The 14,891-nt window shown below is 72.0% G+C and carries 13 protein-coding genes; 8 read left to right on the forward strand and 5 right to left on the reverse strand.

From position 1 onward, the window contains the following. On the forward strand, window positions 1–1,819 hold a 1,819-nt coding region (locus JCO01S_RS09945; protein WP_084342816.1), incomplete at its 5' end, for a class I tRNA ligase family protein. Between the two features lie 83 nt (window positions 1,820–1,902). Here the strand turns inward: JCO01S_RS09945 and JCO01S_RS09950 are convergent. Continuing rightward, on the reverse strand, window positions 1,903–2,892 hold the full coding sequence (locus JCO01S_RS09950) for a pirin family protein (protein WP_068254690.1): 990 nt from the start codon (window positions 2,890–2,892) through the stop codon (window positions 1,903–1,905). Window positions 2,893–2,902: 10 nt separating this feature from the next. Continuing rightward, entirely contained in the window at window positions 2,903–3,367 is a 465-nt protein-coding gene (locus tag JCO01S_RS09955) for a carboxymuconolactone decarboxylase family protein (RefSeq protein ID WP_068254692.1), read from the reverse strand. A 59-nt stretch (window positions 3,368–3,426) separates the two neighbouring features. Between JCO01S_RS09955 and JCO01S_RS09960 the strand changes: the two genes are divergently transcribed. The 3 genes from JCO01S_RS09960 (at window position 3,427) to JCO01S_RS09970 (ending at window position 7,475) form a co-directional block, all read left to right on the forward strand. Further along, the gene (locus JCO01S_RS09960; protein WP_068254700.1) at window positions 3,427–4,284 is read left to right on the forward strand and encodes a DegV family protein; all 858 of its coding nucleotides are present in this window, start codon (window positions 3,427–3,429) and stop codon (window positions 4,282–4,284) included. A gap of 87 nt (window positions 4,285–4,371) precedes the next feature. After that, complete coding sequence (locus JCO01S_RS09965; protein WP_084342817.1) at window positions 4,372–5,127, forward strand: ComEA family DNA-binding protein; 756 nt, start codon at window positions 4,372–4,374, stop codon at window positions 5,125–5,127. Then, window positions 5,124–7,475, forward strand: coding sequence for a ComEC/Rec2 family competence protein (locus tag JCO01S_RS09970; RefSeq protein WP_068254706.1), 2,352 nt, complete (start codon window positions 5,124–5,126; stop codon window positions 7,473–7,475). Before JCO01S_RS09965 ends, JCO01S_RS09970 begins: the two co-directional genes overlap by 4 nt. Window positions 7,476–7,484: 9 nt before the next feature. Here the strand turns inward: JCO01S_RS09970 and JCO01S_RS09975 are convergent, their stop codons facing one another. Beyond that, a complete protein-coding gene (locus JCO01S_RS09975) occupies window positions 7,485–8,405 on the reverse strand; it encodes a LysR family transcriptional regulator (protein WP_068254708.1) in 921 nt (306 codons plus the stop codon). A gap of 38 nt (window positions 8,406–8,443) precedes the next feature. Between JCO01S_RS09975 and JCO01S_RS09980 the strand changes: the two genes are divergently transcribed. Then, a complete protein-coding gene (locus JCO01S_RS09980; protein ID WP_084342818.1) occupies window positions 8,444–9,310 on the forward strand; it encodes a Sir2 family NAD-dependent protein deacetylase in 867 nt (288 codons plus the stop codon). On the opposite strand, the gene JCO01S_RS09985 is transcribed toward JCO01S_RS09980, so the two are convergent. Both JCO01S_RS09985 and lexA read right to left on the reverse strand, forming a co-directional pair. After that, window positions 9,249–9,671, reverse strand: coding sequence for a glutaredoxin domain-containing protein (locus JCO01S_RS09985; protein ID WP_084342819.1), 423 nt, complete (start codon window positions 9,669–9,671; stop codon window positions 9,249–9,251). The two genes, JCO01S_RS09980 and JCO01S_RS09985, sit on opposite strands and share 62 nt — an antisense overlap. A gap of 8 nt (window positions 9,672–9,679) precedes the next feature. Next, window positions 9,680–10,420 carry a transcriptional repressor LexA gene (gene lexA / locus JCO01S_RS09990; protein ID WP_068254718.1) on the reverse strand — a complete coding sequence of 247 codons (741 nt, stop codon included), beginning with the start codon at window positions 10,418–10,420 and terminating at the stop codon, window positions 9,680–9,682. 238 nt (window positions 10,421–10,658) lie between these two features. On the opposite strand from lexA, the gene JCO01S_RS09995 reads away from it, so the two are divergent. The 3 genes from JCO01S_RS09995 to JCO01S_RS10005 all read left to right on the forward strand — a co-directional run bounded on the left by JCO01S_RS09995 (window position 10,659) and on the right by JCO01S_RS10005 (window position 14,867). Continuing rightward, window positions 10,659–11,054, forward strand: a complete 396-nt coding sequence (locus JCO01S_RS09995) for a LysM peptidoglycan-binding domain-containing protein (protein WP_068254721.1) — start codon at window positions 10,659–10,661, stop codon at window positions 11,052–11,054. A gap of 372 nt (window positions 11,055–11,426) precedes the next feature. Continuing rightward, window positions 11,427–11,894: a transcriptional regulator NrdR gene (gene nrdR, locus JCO01S_RS10000; RefSeq protein ID WP_068254726.1), complete on the forward strand. Its 468-nt coding sequence runs from the start codon at window positions 11,427–11,429 to the stop codon at window positions 11,892–11,894. Window positions 11,895–11,993: 99 nt separating this feature from the next. Next, entirely contained in the window at window positions 11,994–14,867 is a 2,874-nt protein-coding gene (locus JCO01S_RS10005) for a vitamin B12-dependent ribonucleotide reductase (protein ID WP_068254729.1), read from the forward strand. Window positions 14,868–14,891: the final 24 nt, after the last annotated feature.

The raw sequence follows: 14,891 nt of genomic DNA on the forward strand, positions 1-14,891 counted from the left end.
CGGCGCGGCGACCCCTGCCGATGCGGTCGCCGCCTACCGCGACGCCGCGGCGCGCAAGAGCGACGTCGAGCGCCAGGCCGAGGCCAAGGACAAGACCGGTGTCTTCACCGGAGGCTGGGCGATCAACCCCGCGAGCGGTGAGCAGGTCCCGGTCTTCATCGCCGACTACGTGCTCATGGGCTACGGCACCGGCGCGATCATGGCGGTGCCGGCCCACGACGAGCGCGACTTCGACTACGCGAGGGCCTTCGACCTGCCGATCCGCCACGTCGTCGCGCCGCGCGAGGGAGAGGTGGACCCGTCGGCCCCCTTCGTCGGGGACGGCGTGGCCACCGCCTCTGCGAACGACGAGGTGACCCTGGATGGGATGGGCGTCGCCGAGGCCAAGGCCGCGATCACCGCGTGGCTGCAGGAGCGGGGACTCGGTCACGAGACCGTCAGCTACAAGCTGCGTGACTGGCTCTTCTCCCGGCAGCGGTACTGGGGCGAGCCCTTCCCGATCGTCTTCGACGAGGACGGGGTCGCCCACTCGCTGCCCGAGTCGATGCTGCCCGTCGAGCTGCCGGAGGTGGAGCACTACAGCCCGCGCACCTTCGAGCCGGACGACGACAGCAGCGAGCCGGAGCCGCCGCTCGGCCGGGCCACCGAGTGGGTCGAGGTCGAGCTCGACCTCGGCGACGGGCCCAGGAAGTACCACCGCGAGGTCAACACGATGCCCAACTGGGCCGGCTCGTGCTGGTACTACCTGCGCTACCTGGACCCGGCCAACGACGAGGCCTTCGTCGACCCGGGCAACGAGGCCTACTGGGTCGGGCCGCGGGAGACCACGGTCGCCGGCGCGCCCGAGGGCAGCCGCGACCCGGGCGGCGTCGACCTCTACGTCGGCGGCGTCGAGCACGCGGTGCTGCACCTGCTCTACGCCCGCTTCTGGCACAAGGTCCTCCACGACCTGGGCCACGTGAGCAGCGAGGAGCCCTTCCGGCGCTACTTCTCGCAGGGCTACATCCAGGCCCACGCCTACCGTGACGGCCGCGGCCAGCCGGTGCCGGCCGCCGAGGTCGAGGAGCACGTCGGCGACGACGGCGAGGTCACCCACTCCTGGCAGGGCCAGCCGGTCACCCAGGAGTACGGCAAGATCGGCAAGTCGCTGAAGAACGCCGTCAGCCCGGACGAGATGTACGAGCAGTTCGGTGCCGACACCTTCCGGCTCTACGAGATGTCGCTCGGTCCGTTGGAGCAGTCCAAGCCGTGGGAGACCCGAGCCGTCGTCGGCAGCCAGCGTTTCCTGCAGCGGCTGTGGCGCAACGTCATCGACGAGCAGACCGGCGAGGTGGTCGTCGTCGACGAGGCGCCCGACGCCGACACCGAGAAGCTGCTGCACCAGACGATCGCCGCGGTCACCCAGGACTACGCCTCGCTCGGCTTCAACACCGCGATCGCCCGGCTCATCGAGCTGAACAACGCGCTCACCAAGCTCTCGGCGACCCCTCGTGCCGCCGTCGAGCCGCTCGTGCTCATGGTGGCCCCCGTCGCCCCGCACCTGGCGGAGGAGCTGTGGAAGCGCCTCGGTCACGAGCAGTCACTGAGTCGGGAGCCCTTCCCCGTCGCCGATCAGTCGAAGCTGGCCAGCTCGACCGTCACCTGCGTCATCCAGATCAAGGGCAAGGTGCGCGACCGGGTCGAGGTCCCCGCGGACATCAGCGAGGCGGATCTCGAGGCGCTCGCCATGGAGCGCGAGAAGGTCAGGGCCGCCACGGAGGCGGGCGTGCGCAAGGTCATCGTCCGGGCCCCGAAGCTGGTCAACGTCGTCCCGGCATAGGCGCTCCCTGAGGTGCGAACGCCCGCCAGGGCGTGAGCCTCGAAGGGCGAAGACCGAAGTGCGCTCCCGGGTGCCGGCTTCCCCTACTGCCGCCTGGGCTTGATCCGTGCCCTCGGCAGCGGCGGGGCGGGAAGCGGGTCCGGCTCGCCGGCGGGGAAGGGCCCGAACCGCCCCACCGTCCCCGGCCCCGCGGCGATCTCGGACTGCCACGCCTCGCGGAAGTCGACGATCTCCTCGTGGGTGCGGCCCACGAAGTTCCACCACATGACGATCTCCTCCCCGAAGGGCCGCCCGCCGACGAGCACGGCACGCACCGGCTCCTCCCCGGCCTCGAGGCGGACCGAGGCACGGCCCTCGGGCAGGTGCGCCAGCTCGGTGGGGGCGACACTCTGCCGGTGGTCGCCGACGACGATGGTCGGGGTGCCGGAGTCGACGAGCAGGCCGTGCTCGTCCGCCGGGTCGAGGTCCAGGTCGAACCCGTGACCGGGCTCGATGGTGATCTCCGCGGCGGTGGCGGGCACCCGGGTGTCGATGGGGGAGGTCAGCCCGGCCAGCGAGCCGAGGTGGACCCGGACCTGTGCCCCGTCGAGACGGGCGACCTCGGAGACGTGGTGCTGCGATCCCTCCTGCCCGTGGCGCAGCTCCTCGGGGAGGGCGTACCAGAGCTGGACCCCGTGCAGGGTGCTCGTCGAGGCGGTGGAGAACTCGGAGTGGGAGACGCCCGCCCCGGCGATCATGAGGTTGACCTCGCCGGGACGGACGGTGTTGGCGAAGCCCCCCGAGTCCAGGTGATCGATCTGCCCGTCGAAGAGGAGGGTGACCGTCGCGAGCCCGGTGTGCGGGTGACGCGGGACCCGCATGCCACCGGTCCGGCTCACCTCGTCGGGGCCGAAGTGGTCCACGAAGCACCACGGACCGATGAGGCTGCGCTTGCGCTGGGGGAGGGTGCGTCGCACGAGCATGGCACGGGGCCCGCCGAGCGGCACCTCGCGCGCGGTGACGATGTCGACGGTCTCGGCGCAGCGCACGTGGGCGCACTCGTACTCGGCGGGGTCGATCTCGGTGTTGGTCACGCGGGGCTCCTCAGCGAGGGCGGACGGGGTGCTCGGAGAAGATGGAGACACGGTTGTAGGCGTTCATCGTGATCGCCGCCCACTCGACGGCGGTGAACGGCTGGTCGCCCAGGATGTCACGGGCGGCGGCGAGGCGCCCCCTTCGCTCCTCGGGGTCGGGCAGGAGGGTCACGACGTCGGCGATGTCGAGGACCGCGCACTCCACCTGGTCGAAGAGCGTGGACTCGCGCCACGCGGGCAGCTGGGCGAGGCGCTGCTGGGTGGCGCCGGCCTCGACCGCCTGGCGGGTGTGCATGTCGAGGCAGAAGGAGCAGCCGTTCAGCTGCGAGATCCGCACGTTCATCAGCTCGATCGTCTCGCGCTCCACGCCGGCCGTCTCCGCGGCGGCGGCGACCTTGAGCGCGAGGCCACCCAGGGCCTTCCACGTCTCCGGGTCGGACTTGTCGAGGAAGGGGAAGCGTGAGCTGGTCGACATGCCGCCACCATAGGCCGTCGTTGCCCTCCTCGGCCTGCGCTGCTGGGTACTCTCGGGTCGTGAGCATTGCCGTCGTCACGGACTCGACCGCGTCGCTGCCGCCTGCCCTGCGGCGCGAGCACGGGATCCGTGCCGTCCCCCTGCACCTCGTCGTGGACGGGGTCGACCGGGTCGAGGGCGACGAGGCGGACGCGACATCGGTCATCGAGGCGTTGCGGCGCAAGGCGAGCGTCTCCACCGCGCGGCCGTCGCCGACGAGCTTCCTCGACGCCTACGAGGCAGCGGCCGCCGACGGGGCCACCGAGATCATCTCGATGCACATCAGCGGGGCACTCTCCGGGACGGCCGACTCCGCGCGCTCGGCGGCGGAGCACTCGCCGGTGCCGGTGCACGTCGTGGACTCCCGGACGGTGGCGATGGACCTGGGCTTCGCGGCCGTCGGAGCGGCCCGGGATGCGGCGCAGGGCCGGGACGTGGCCGAGGTGATCGAGCGGGCGGAGCGCCGGTGCGCGGCCTCGTCGGTGCGCCTCGTCGTGACGAGCCTGGAGCAGCTGCGCCGCGGCGGTCGGATCGGTGGGGCCAGCGCGCTGCTCGGCTCCGCGCTCTCGATCAAGCCGGTGCTGCACGTCCTCGACGGCGAGGTGCAGCCGCTGGAGCGCGTGCGCACGACGAACAAGGCGATCGCCCGGCTACGGGCCCTTGCGGAGCAGGACTGCGAGAACCTCCCGGACTGGGCCGACGGCGTGGAGATCGCCGTGCACCACGTCGACGCGGCCGAGCGGGCGCAACCGCTCGCGGAGTCCCTCATCGAGCAGGTCGACGCCCCGGTGGACCTGTACCCCATCAGCGCGATCATCGGTGCCCACGTGGGGACCGGGACGGTCGGGGTCGCCGTGAGCCCCCGGCCCCGCGACTGATCCACAACCACCGCGCCGGCGCCCGGCCCGTCCACAGCCGTTCCGGATGACTCCTCGCGGCGACGGGGGCTGCCTAGCGTCGCGGCCATGAGCCGACGTGAGCGTGAGCCGTCAGCGGCGGTGGCCGAGATCCTGGCGGAGGGGGACCGGGCCGAGGGTCCGGTCCTGCGACTGCCCTCGTCGGTGGCGACCGGGCGGTACGCGGTCAGCCGCAGGGCGGTGCTCGGTGTCCTGCTCGTGGTGCTCGTGGCCGTGGCCGTGCTCGGCGGCCGGTACCTCCTGGCGAAGGGGGAGGCCGCGCCCCGCCCGCAGGCGAGCGTGGCCGAGGAGGGGGACGAGGGCGCCTTCGCGGAGACGGCGGGGGAGCCGGAGGCAGCCACGTCCTCGTCGCCGAGCGGGAAGGTCACCGTCCACGTCGCCGGGAGCGTCGCCGAGCCCGGCGTGGTCACGCTGGCCGCGGGCTCCCGGGTGGACGACGCCCTCGAGGCCGCCGGCGGCACGAAGGGGGACGCCGACCTCGCGTCGATCAACCTCGCCCGACCGCTCGTGGACGGGGAGCAGGTCTACGTCCCGGAGCCGGGGGAGGCCGGTGGTGGCGCGGCGGTGCCCGGGGGAGGGACGGTGCCCGGCGGAGGGGCGGCCCCTGCCGGCGGGAAGATCGACCTGAACAGTGCCGATGCCACCACCCTGGAGACCCTCCCCGGTGTCGGACCGGTGCTCGCCCAGCGGATCGTGGACTGGCGCACCGAGCACGGGGGCTTCAGCTCGGTCGACGAGCTCGGTGAGGTGAGCGGCATCGGGGAGAAGACCTTCGCCGACCTCGCGCCGGAGGTCACGGTGTGAGCGGGGCGCGGGCGCAGGCGCTGGACCTGCGCCTGCTGCTGCCCGCCCTCATCGGGTGGGCGGTGGGCGCGTGGGCGCTGGGCTGGCCGGTCACCACCCGGCTCGTCGTGGCGGGGTGCGCGCTCGCGGTGCTGCTCGCGGCGGTGGGGGTCACCGGGTACTCCGCGCGGCACGCGGGCGCCTCGCTGCGGCGGGACGGGCCGGCCGTCCTCGCCCTGACCTGCGTCGCCCTGGCGCTCGTGCTCGGTGCCTCGGCCGTGCACGCTGCCACGAGTGCCGTCGGGCCGGTGGACGAGCTCGCCGAGGAGGGAGCGGTGGTCAGGGCCGAGGGCGTGCTGCTCACCGAACCGGTGCGGCGGGGCGAGCAGGTCTTCCTGCGGGTGCGCCTGGAGTCGGTCAGCGCCCGCGGCCTCACGACGACGGTCCGCGCCCCGGTCCTGGTGCGCAGCCACGAGGACTGGTCGGGTCTGGGCTGGCACGACCGGGTCCGGCTGCGGGGCAAGCTCTCCCCGATGGAGCGCGCGGACGCCGAGGTGGCGGCGCTGAGCCCGCGGGGCCCGCCCCTCCCGGCCGAGGACCGCTCGCTGGTGCGGGCCGCTGCCGCCCACCTGCGCAGCGGGCTGCGCGAGGCCGTGGCGCCGCTGCCCGCCGATGCCCGTGGACTGCTGCCCGCCCTCGTCATCGGGGACACCTCCGGCACGCCACCGGATCTGGGCGAGGACATGCTGCAGGTCGGCATGAGCCACCTGAGCGCCGTCAGCGGGTCCAACGTGGCCGTCGTCCTCGCAGCGGTCATCGGCACCTGCCGGGTGCTGGGCGCACCGCGGCGGGCACGCCCGTGGCTGGCCGGCGCCGGGCTGGCCTTCTTCGTCGTGCTCGCCCGTCCGGAGCCGAGCGTCATGCGCGCCGCGACGATGGGGGCCATCGGGCTCATCGGCCTGAGCACCTCCCGCAGGGGTGCCGGCGCACCGGCTCTCAGCGCCGCCGTGCTGGCGCTGCTGGCCGTCGACCCGTGGCTGGCGCGCTCCTACGGGTTCGCCCTCTCCACGCTGGCCACCCTGGGGCTGCTGCTCTTCGTCGGCCCGTGGTCCGCGGCCATCAACGCCCGCCTGCCGAGGCGCCTGCACCTGCTCGGCCCGGCCATCGCGATCCCGCTCGCCGCGCAGGTGGTGTGCGCGCCGGTCATCGTGCTGCTGCAGGGGGACGTCAGCCTCATCGCGGTGCTCGCCAACCTGGCCTCGGCCCCCTTCGTCGCCCCGGCCACGGTGCTCGGCGTGGTCGCCGCCCTCGTCGGCGCGGTGAGCACGCTCGCGGCGACGGGCGTGGCGTGGCTCGGGGCCCCCTTCGCCCTCGGCATCGCGTGGGTGGCGCGGATCGCCGCCGACGTCCCCGGCGGCAGCCTGCCGTGGCCGGACGGGGCACCGGGAGCGCTGCTGCTGACCGCACTCAGCGTGCTGGCACTGCTCGCCGGGCCGTGGCTGGTGCTGCGCTCGAGGGCCAGTCCGCTGCTCGCCCTCGCCCTCGTGGCCGTCGTGGCGGTGGGAGCGGTGCCCGACCGGGTGCTCGTCTGGCCGCCGGAGGGCTGGCGGCTCGTCGCCTGCGACGTCGGTCAGGGGGATGCGCTCGTGCTCGCCTCCGGCCCCGGCCGGGCCGTCCTCGTCGACGCCGGCCCGCCGGACGGCGGGGTGGGCGCCTGCCTGCGACGACTCGGGGTGCGCACCCTCGACGCGGTCGTGCTCACCCACTTCCACGCCGACCACGTGGGAGGTCTCGATGACGCGCTCGCGGGTCGGGAGGTCGGCCGGATCCTCGTCACTCCCGTGGCGGAGCCGGCGGAGGGGGCGGAGTGGGTCCGCGCCGTGGCGCAGGAACGGGGGATCCCCGTGCAGACCCTCACGGCGGGAGGCAGGCTGGACGCGCGGGAGCTGAGTGCCCGGGCGTGGTGGCCCTCCCGCGAGATCGCCGGCGGCTCGGTGGCGAACAACGCCAGCGTCGTGCTGCGCGTACGGGTCGGGACGGTCGATGCCCTCCTCCTCGGCGACATCGAGCAGGAGGCCGGCCACGCGATGCTGCTGTGGCTGCGCCGCGACCCGGAGGCGGCTGCCGCGATCGAGGACCTGGACGTGGTCAAGATGCCCCACCACGGGTCGAGCAACCTCGACGAGGACCTCATGGACGAGCTCGCCGCGCCGGTGTCGATCATCAGCGTCGGGGAGGACAACGGCTACGGCCACCCGACGTCGACGGCGATCTCCTGGGCGCGCTCGCACACCGATCGTCTCGCCCGCACCGATCGGGACGGCGACGTCGCGGTCCTCGACGGCCCGGTCGTGGTGACCTCCGGGTGAGCCGGTCGGTCAGCTCGCGGCTCCGTGCTGCTGGCGGGCGACCTCGTCCAGCGCCTCGATCGTGGCCGCGACCGCGGGGACCTTGAGCAGGTCATCGGTCGTCACGACGTGGATCCGGCGCCGGGTGCTCGGTGCGAGCGGGCGGATGACGACGTCGGGGTTCGACGTCGCCTCCTTGATGAGATCGGGGATGAGCGCGACCCCGAGGCCGGCGGCGACGAAACCCTGCACCGCGACGTAGTCCTCGGTCTCGAAGGCGACCTTCGGCGCGAAGCCGGCGTGGTGGGCGATCGTCAGCAGGTGCCCGCGGCACCGGGCGCAGCCGGCGATCCAGTCCTCGTCGGTCAGGTCCGTCATCGAGACGGTCTCCGCGCCGGCCAGCGGGTGGTCCGTCGGCAGCGCGACCCCGACCTCCTCCTCGAGCAGGGTGTGCACGGCGAAGCCGTCGAGGTCCTCACCGCGGGCCAGGTCCTCCCCGTCGTAGGCGAAGGCGACCGCCAGGTCGACCTCCCCGGAACGCAGCGCCGCGATCGACTCCGGCGGCTCGGCCTCGGCGAAGTGGACGGACAGGTCGGGGTGCTCCCTCCGCACCGCCGCCAGGGCCCGGGGGACGAGGGTGACCGAGGAGGAGGGGAAGGCCATGAGGCGCACCCGGCCGGCCCGCAGGCCGGCGATCGCGGCGACCTCGTCCTCGGCCGCATCCAGTGCCGCGAGCACCGGTGCCGCGTGCCGCGCGAGCACCGCACCGGCCTCGGTGAGGCGCACGCTGCGGCCGGACTTCTCGACGAGCACGGTGCCGGTGCGCTGCTCCAGACGCTTGACCATCTGGGACACGGCCGGCTGGGAGTACCCGAGGGAGAGGGCAGCGGCCGTGAAGCTGCCCTCCTCGGCGATGGCCCGCATCACGCGCAGCCCAGCGGCGTCGATCATGGGGCCATGGTATGGCCCGCCCGTCGCATACTGGTGCGGTGATCGAGGAACTCGCCCGGATGCTCTCCGACGGGCCGGCGCTGGTGCTGACCGGCGCCGGGATCTCCACGGACTCCGGCATCCCCGACTACCGGGGGCCCGACGGAACCCGCAAGGTCACGCCGATGCACCTCTCGGAGTTCGTCGCCTCCAGCGGGGCACGGCAGCGGTACTGGGCGCGCAGCTTCGTGGGCTGGCGCCGCTTCCACGCCGCACGCCCCAACGAGGCGCACCACCTCGTGACCCGGCTGCAGGAGTGCGGCGCCGTCGGGCCGGTGATCACCCAGAACGTCGACGGGCTGCACCAGGCCGCCGGCACCCGGGACGTGATCGAGCTGCACGGGAGTCTGGTTGACGTCGTCTGCCTCACCTGCGAGGCGCGGGTGGACCGTCCCAGCCTGGATGCCCGGATGGCTGCGGAGAATCCCGGCTTCGACGCCGAGAGCGATGAGATCCGGCCCGACGGTGACGTGCGGCTCGACCAGGTGGACGTCGAGCGCTTCGTCGCCCCGGTGTGCACGTCCTGCGGCGCGGACACCCTCAAGCCGGACGTCGTCTTCTTCGGGGGAGCGGTGGCCAAGCCGCTCGTGCGCCGCTGCTTCGACCTCGTCGACGCCGCCCCGAGCCTGCTCGTGCTCGGGTCCTCGCTGCAGGTCATGTCGGGGCTGCGCTTCGTGCGGCACGCGGCCAAGCGGGGCATCCCGATCGGTCTGGTCACCCGTGGCCCCAGCCGGGGCGATGACCTGATCACCCACCGCGTCGACGGGGAGCTGGCGCCCTCCCTTCGCTCCCTCGTGGACTGCCTCAGCCCAGGGCCGCGCGTACCGTCCGCGGCTCTGGATTCGTGTGGGCCACGCCGGCGATGACGACCGTGGGGACGGTCTCGTCGCCGTCGTTGACCGAGCGCACGAACGCCGCCGCCTCCGTGTCCGCCCAGATGTTGACCCAGGCCGCCGTCCGCCCGCGGCTCCCCAGCGCGGCCCGCAGCCGGGCGCAGTACAGGCACCCCGGGCGCCAGTAGATGACCACGGGGTGCTCGAGCGGCTCGGTCGTGACGGATGCGTGGGTCGCGTCGCTGCCGTGGCGGGGTGAGAACCACCAGGCCAGGACGAGGGCGAGCAGACCCAGCAGCAGGCTGCTCACGTCGCCGGTGTAGCCGATCCACAGCAGGATGGCGGCGGCCGGGAGAAGCAGGATCGTCGGGAGCCAGCCCAACGCGCCTCTCATCGCCCGTCTCAGACCTGCCGCAGGACGGCGGTGACTTTGCCGAGGATCGTCGCGTGGTCGCCGTCGATGGGGTCGAAGGCCGGGTTGTGGGGGAGCAGCCAGGTGTGTCCGCCGGTCTGCTTGAAGGTCTTCACGGTCGCCTCGTCGTCCAGCAGCGCCGCGACGATGTCGCCGTTGTCGGCGGTCGGCTGCTGGCGCACGACGACCCAGTCCCCGTCGCAGATGGCCGCGTCGATCATCGAGTCACCGACGACCTTGAGCAGGAAGAGGGCGCCCTCGCCGACGACCTGCCGGGGCAGCGGGAAGACCTCCTCGACGCTCTCCTCGGCGGTGATCGGCACGCCGGCCGCGATCTGGCCGAGGACCGGTACGTAGCTGGCCTCGGGCCGCAGGTCGCCGGAGGCCGTCGGGTCCACCTCCTCGTCACCCACAGAGGCACCGCCGCGGAGGGAGTCGATGTCCGCCGTGGCGGCGTCCGGGCTGTCGGGGGAGACGACCTCGATCGCGCGGGGGCGGTTCGGGTCGCGGCGCAGGTAGCCCTTGCGCTCGAGCGAGGAGAGCTGGTGGGCGACCGAGCTGGGACTCGTCAGGCCGACGGCGCTGCCGATCTCGCGCAGGCTCGGCGGGTAGCCCCGCGTGGCCACGGCGCTGCGGATGACCTCCAGGACGCGGCGCTGCCGTTCGGTGAGGCCGTCCCCGGAGTCGCGCTCGGGGAGCCGGTGGATGTTGTCGCTGTCCGTGTCGCTCATCTCGACCCTTCGTTCCCACGTCGTCAGGGGACCTGCGCCGGCCCCCGACCCGGTGGTCGGGGTGCGTTGTCGGTGGTCCCTGATCGACTTATCGGTGACACCGAGATTAAGGGCATCGAACGAACATTTCAAACACCTGTTCGAGGAAGTTGTTGATTTTGTTCGAACGCCCGTGCTAGACATCGTACAGACGTTCTATCGAACACGGGTTCGAGGGACCGCCACGAGGAGGATCACCATGACTGCACTGACCGCCATCCCGGGTCACGTCGCCACCCCCTGGGGGCCGCGGCGCCCTGCGCCGCGCCGGTCGCGGCATCTCGTCTCCGTGCCGACCGGGCCGGACGTGGCCGCCCGCCCCGCCTCGCGCGTCCGGCTGACCCGTCGCGGGCGCCTGGCCATCACGACCTCGACCGCGCTGGCCGCGGGCGTGGTCGGTGCCTCGCTGGCCTTCGCCGGGGGAGGGTCGGGCCAGCAGGTCACCGTCGAGCCCGGTCAGACCCTCGGCCAGATCGCCGAGGCGGAGATGTCCGGCGTGCCCACGCACGAGGCCGTGAACCGGATCCAGCTGGCCAACGACCTGCCGTCCGCCCACGTGCACGCCGGCCAGGAGCTGCTCGTCCCGGCCTCCTGAGAGCGCCCCACCAGTCCTCCCGGGCTACCGACCCGGCCCGGGAGCCGTCGGCCGCCCCGCCACTAGATGTGGTGTGGGTGGCCGACGTGCGTTCGCCCATGATGTGTTCGAGTCGGTCGGGAGGGCGTGTCGCCGGGTGTGTCGGGGTGCGTGTCGGTGCGCTGACCTGCGCAAACGTCCCCACGCGAAACTCCATCGTCGCCCCGGCTTGCGTCACGGCCGACAGAGGCGTCTAATGGTCCCTACATCTAGTGGTTACACCGATGTCGTTCGTCCACATATTGTGCACAGGGCGAGGTCGGTTCTCCACAGGCGGAGGCGGGTTGTCCCCCCTTCGTCCACCGAAGCGTCCACAGCCGAAGGGAGAGGCCAGTGCACTGCCCGTTCTGCCGGCACACCGACTCCCGGGTCATCGACAGCCGCACCACCGAGGACGGCAGCGCCATCCGGCGTCGCCGCCAGTGCCCGTCGTGCGAGCGACGCTTCACCACCCTGGAGAGCGCGAGCCTGTCGGTGATGAAGCGCTCCGGCGTGACCGAGCCCTTCAGCCGGGCCAAGGTCCTCGTCGGGGTGCGCAAGGCCTGCCAGGGTCGCCCGGTCACCGAGGACCAGCTGGCGCTGCTCGCCCAGCGGGTGGAGGAGACCATCCGGGCCCTGGGCACCGCGGAGATCGACGCCCACGAGGTGGGGATGGCCGTCCTGCCGCCGCTGCGTGAGCTCGACGAGGTCGCCTACCTCCGTTTCGCGAGCGTCTACCAGTCCTTCGACTCGCTCGCCGACTTCGAGGCCGCGATCGCCCTGCTGCGCGCCGAGCAGGCCGCGGGCGCGGAGAGTCCCTAGACACCCCACGGGTACCGGCACGAGAGGGCTGTCGGTGCCCGCTGACAGCATCAACAACCAGATCGTCACGAGCACGGACCGAAATCGAGGAGAGGCAGCATGACCGAGACCGCCGGCAAGCCCAGCACCCGCCGCGGGACCCGCAAGAAGGGTCTGAAGATCGAGCGCATCCACACCACGGAGGGTGTGCACCCCTATGACGAGGTGACCTGGGAGAAGCGGGACGTCGTCCAGCAGAACTGGCGCACCGGCGAGACGATCTTCGAGCAGCGGGGCGTCGAGTTCCCCGACTTCTGGTCCCTGAACGCCTCGACGATCGTGACGACCAAGTACTTCCGCGGGGCCGTCGGCTCGCCGGAGCGCGAGGCCGGCCTGAAGCAGCTCATCGACCGCGTCGTGCTGACCTACGTCAAGGCCGGCAAGGACAACGGCTACTTCGCCACCGACACCGACGCCGAGATCTTCGAGCACGAGCTGACCTACGCGCTGCTGCACCAGATCTTCAGCTTCAACTCCCCGGTCTGGTTCAACGTCGGCACGAAGAGCCCGCAGCAGGTCAGCGCCTGCTTCATCCTCTCCGTCGACGACTCCATGGACTCGATCCTGAACTGGTACAAGGATGAGGGCTTCATCTTCAAGGGCGGCTCCGGCGCCGGCCTGAACCTCTCCCGGATCCGTTCCTCCAAGGAGCTGCTCTCCTCCGGTGGCACGGCCTCCGGCCCGGTCTCCTTCATGCGCGGTGCGGACGCCTCCGCGGGCACGATCAAGTCCGGCGGCGCGACCCGCCGCGCGGCCAAGATGGTCGTCCTGGACGTCGACCACCCGGACATCGAGGAGTTCGTCGAGACCAAGTCGCGCGAGGAGGACAAGATCCGCGCGCTGCGTGACGCCGGCTTCGACATGGACCTCGGCGGCGCCGACATCCACTCGGTGCAGTACCAGAACGCGAACAACTCGGTGCGTGTCACGGACGAGTTCATGCAGGCGGTCGCCGACGGGACCGACTTCGGGCTCACCTCGCGGATGGACGGCTCGGTCATCGAGGACGTCGACGCCCGCGAGCTCATGGGCAAGATCGCCAAGGCCGCGTGGGAGTGCGCCGACCCGGGTCTGCAGTACGACGACACCATCAACGACTGGCACACCAACCCCGAGACCGGCCGGATCACCGCGTCCAACCCGTGCAGCGAGTACATGTCCCTGGACAACTCCTCCTGCAACCTGGCCTCGCTGAACCTGCTGAAGTTCCTGAACGACGACGACACCTTCGACGCCGAGCGCTTCCAGAAGGTCGCCGAGCTGGTCATCACCGCGATGGACATCTCGATCTGCTTCGCGGACTTCCCGACCGAGGCGATCGGCCAGACCACGGTCGACTACCGCCAGCTGGGCATCGGGTACGCCAACCTCGGCGCGCTGCTCATGGCGACCGGCCACGGCTACGACTCCGACGGTGGCCGCGCGCTGGCCGGGTCGATCACCTCGCTGCTGACCGCCGCGTCCTACAAGCGCTCCGCCGAGATCGCCGGCATCGTCGGCCCGTACAACGGCTACGCCCGCAATGCGGAGGCCCACAACCGGGTCATGCGCAAGCACCAGGCCGCCAACGACCAGATCCGCACCATGCACACCATGGACAAGGACGTGCAGAGCCAGGCGACGAAGGCCTGGGACGCGGTCATCAAGACGGGCGAGAGGAACGGCTTCCGCAATGCGCAGGCCTCCGTGCTCGCCCCGACCGGGACCATCGGCTTCATGATGGACTGCGACACCACGGGCATCGAGCCGGACTTCTCCCTGGTGAAGTTCAAGAAGCTCGTCGGTGGCGGGTCGATGCAGATCGTCAACCGCACCATCCCGCGGGCGCTGAAGCTCCTCGGCTACACCGAGGAGACCATCGAGGCGATCGTGGAGTTCATCGCCGACAAGGGCCACGTCATCGACGCGCCGGGCCTGAAGCCGGAGCACTACGAGGTCTTCGACACCGCGATGGGCGAGCGGGCCATCGCCCCGATGGGCCACGTGCGGATGATGGCCGCCGTGCAGCCCTTCCTCTCGGGGGCGATCAGCAAGACGGTCAACCTGCCGGAGAGCGCCACGGTCGAGGAGATCGAGGACGTCTACATGCAGGGCTGGAAGCTCGGCCTGAAGGCGCTCGCGGTCTACCGCGACAACTGCAAGGTCGGCCAGCCGCTCTCCGACGGCGGGTCCACGGCGAAGGGGGCCAAGGCCGAGGCAGAGGCCGAGACGGTGGTCGAGTACCGGCCGCTGCGTCGCCGCCTGCCGAAGCGCCGGACCTCGCAGACGACGAGCTTCGCCGTCGGTGGGGCCGAGGGGTACCTGACCGCCGGCACCTACGACGACGGTGAGCTCGGCGAGATCTTCCTGAAGTTCGGCAAGCAGGGCTCGACCCTGGCCGGTCTGATGGACGCCTTCTCCATCGCGATCTCGATCGCGCTGCAGCACGGCGTGCCGCTGGAGACCTACGTCGAGAAGTTCACCAACCTGCGCTTCGAGCCGGCCGGCATGACCGACGACCCGGACGTGCGGATGGCGCAGTCGATCATGGACTACGTCTTCCGTCGCCTGGCGCTGGACTACCTGGACTTCGACACCCGGTCCTTCATGGGGATCCACACCGCCGAGGAGCGGGCCCGTCAGCTCGAGACCGGCTCGTACGCACCGTCGTCCTCCGAGGACGACGAGGACTACGACGACGAGTCCTACAGCCAGACGGTGGCGACCACGGAGGCCAAGCCGGCGGCCAAGGAGATCGCGATCGACCACTCCGGCACGGGCAGCGCCTCCGCTCGAGAGGCCGACACCACGATCCACTCCTCGGCCGAGCTCATGGAGAAGTTCCAGGGCAAGGCCTCGGACGCCCCGATGTGCATGACCTGCGGGACCAAGATGCGCCCCGCCGGCTCCTGCTACGTCTGCGAGGGCTGCGGCTCGACCAGCGGTTGCAGCTGACCCGCAGCAACGAGTAGCGAAGGG

It is taken from the genome of Janibacter corallicola NBRC 107790 (assembly GCF_001570965.1).
GTDB classification, from domain to species: Bacteria; Actinomycetota; Actinomycetes; order Actinomycetales; family Dermatophilaceae; genus Janibacter; species Janibacter corallicola.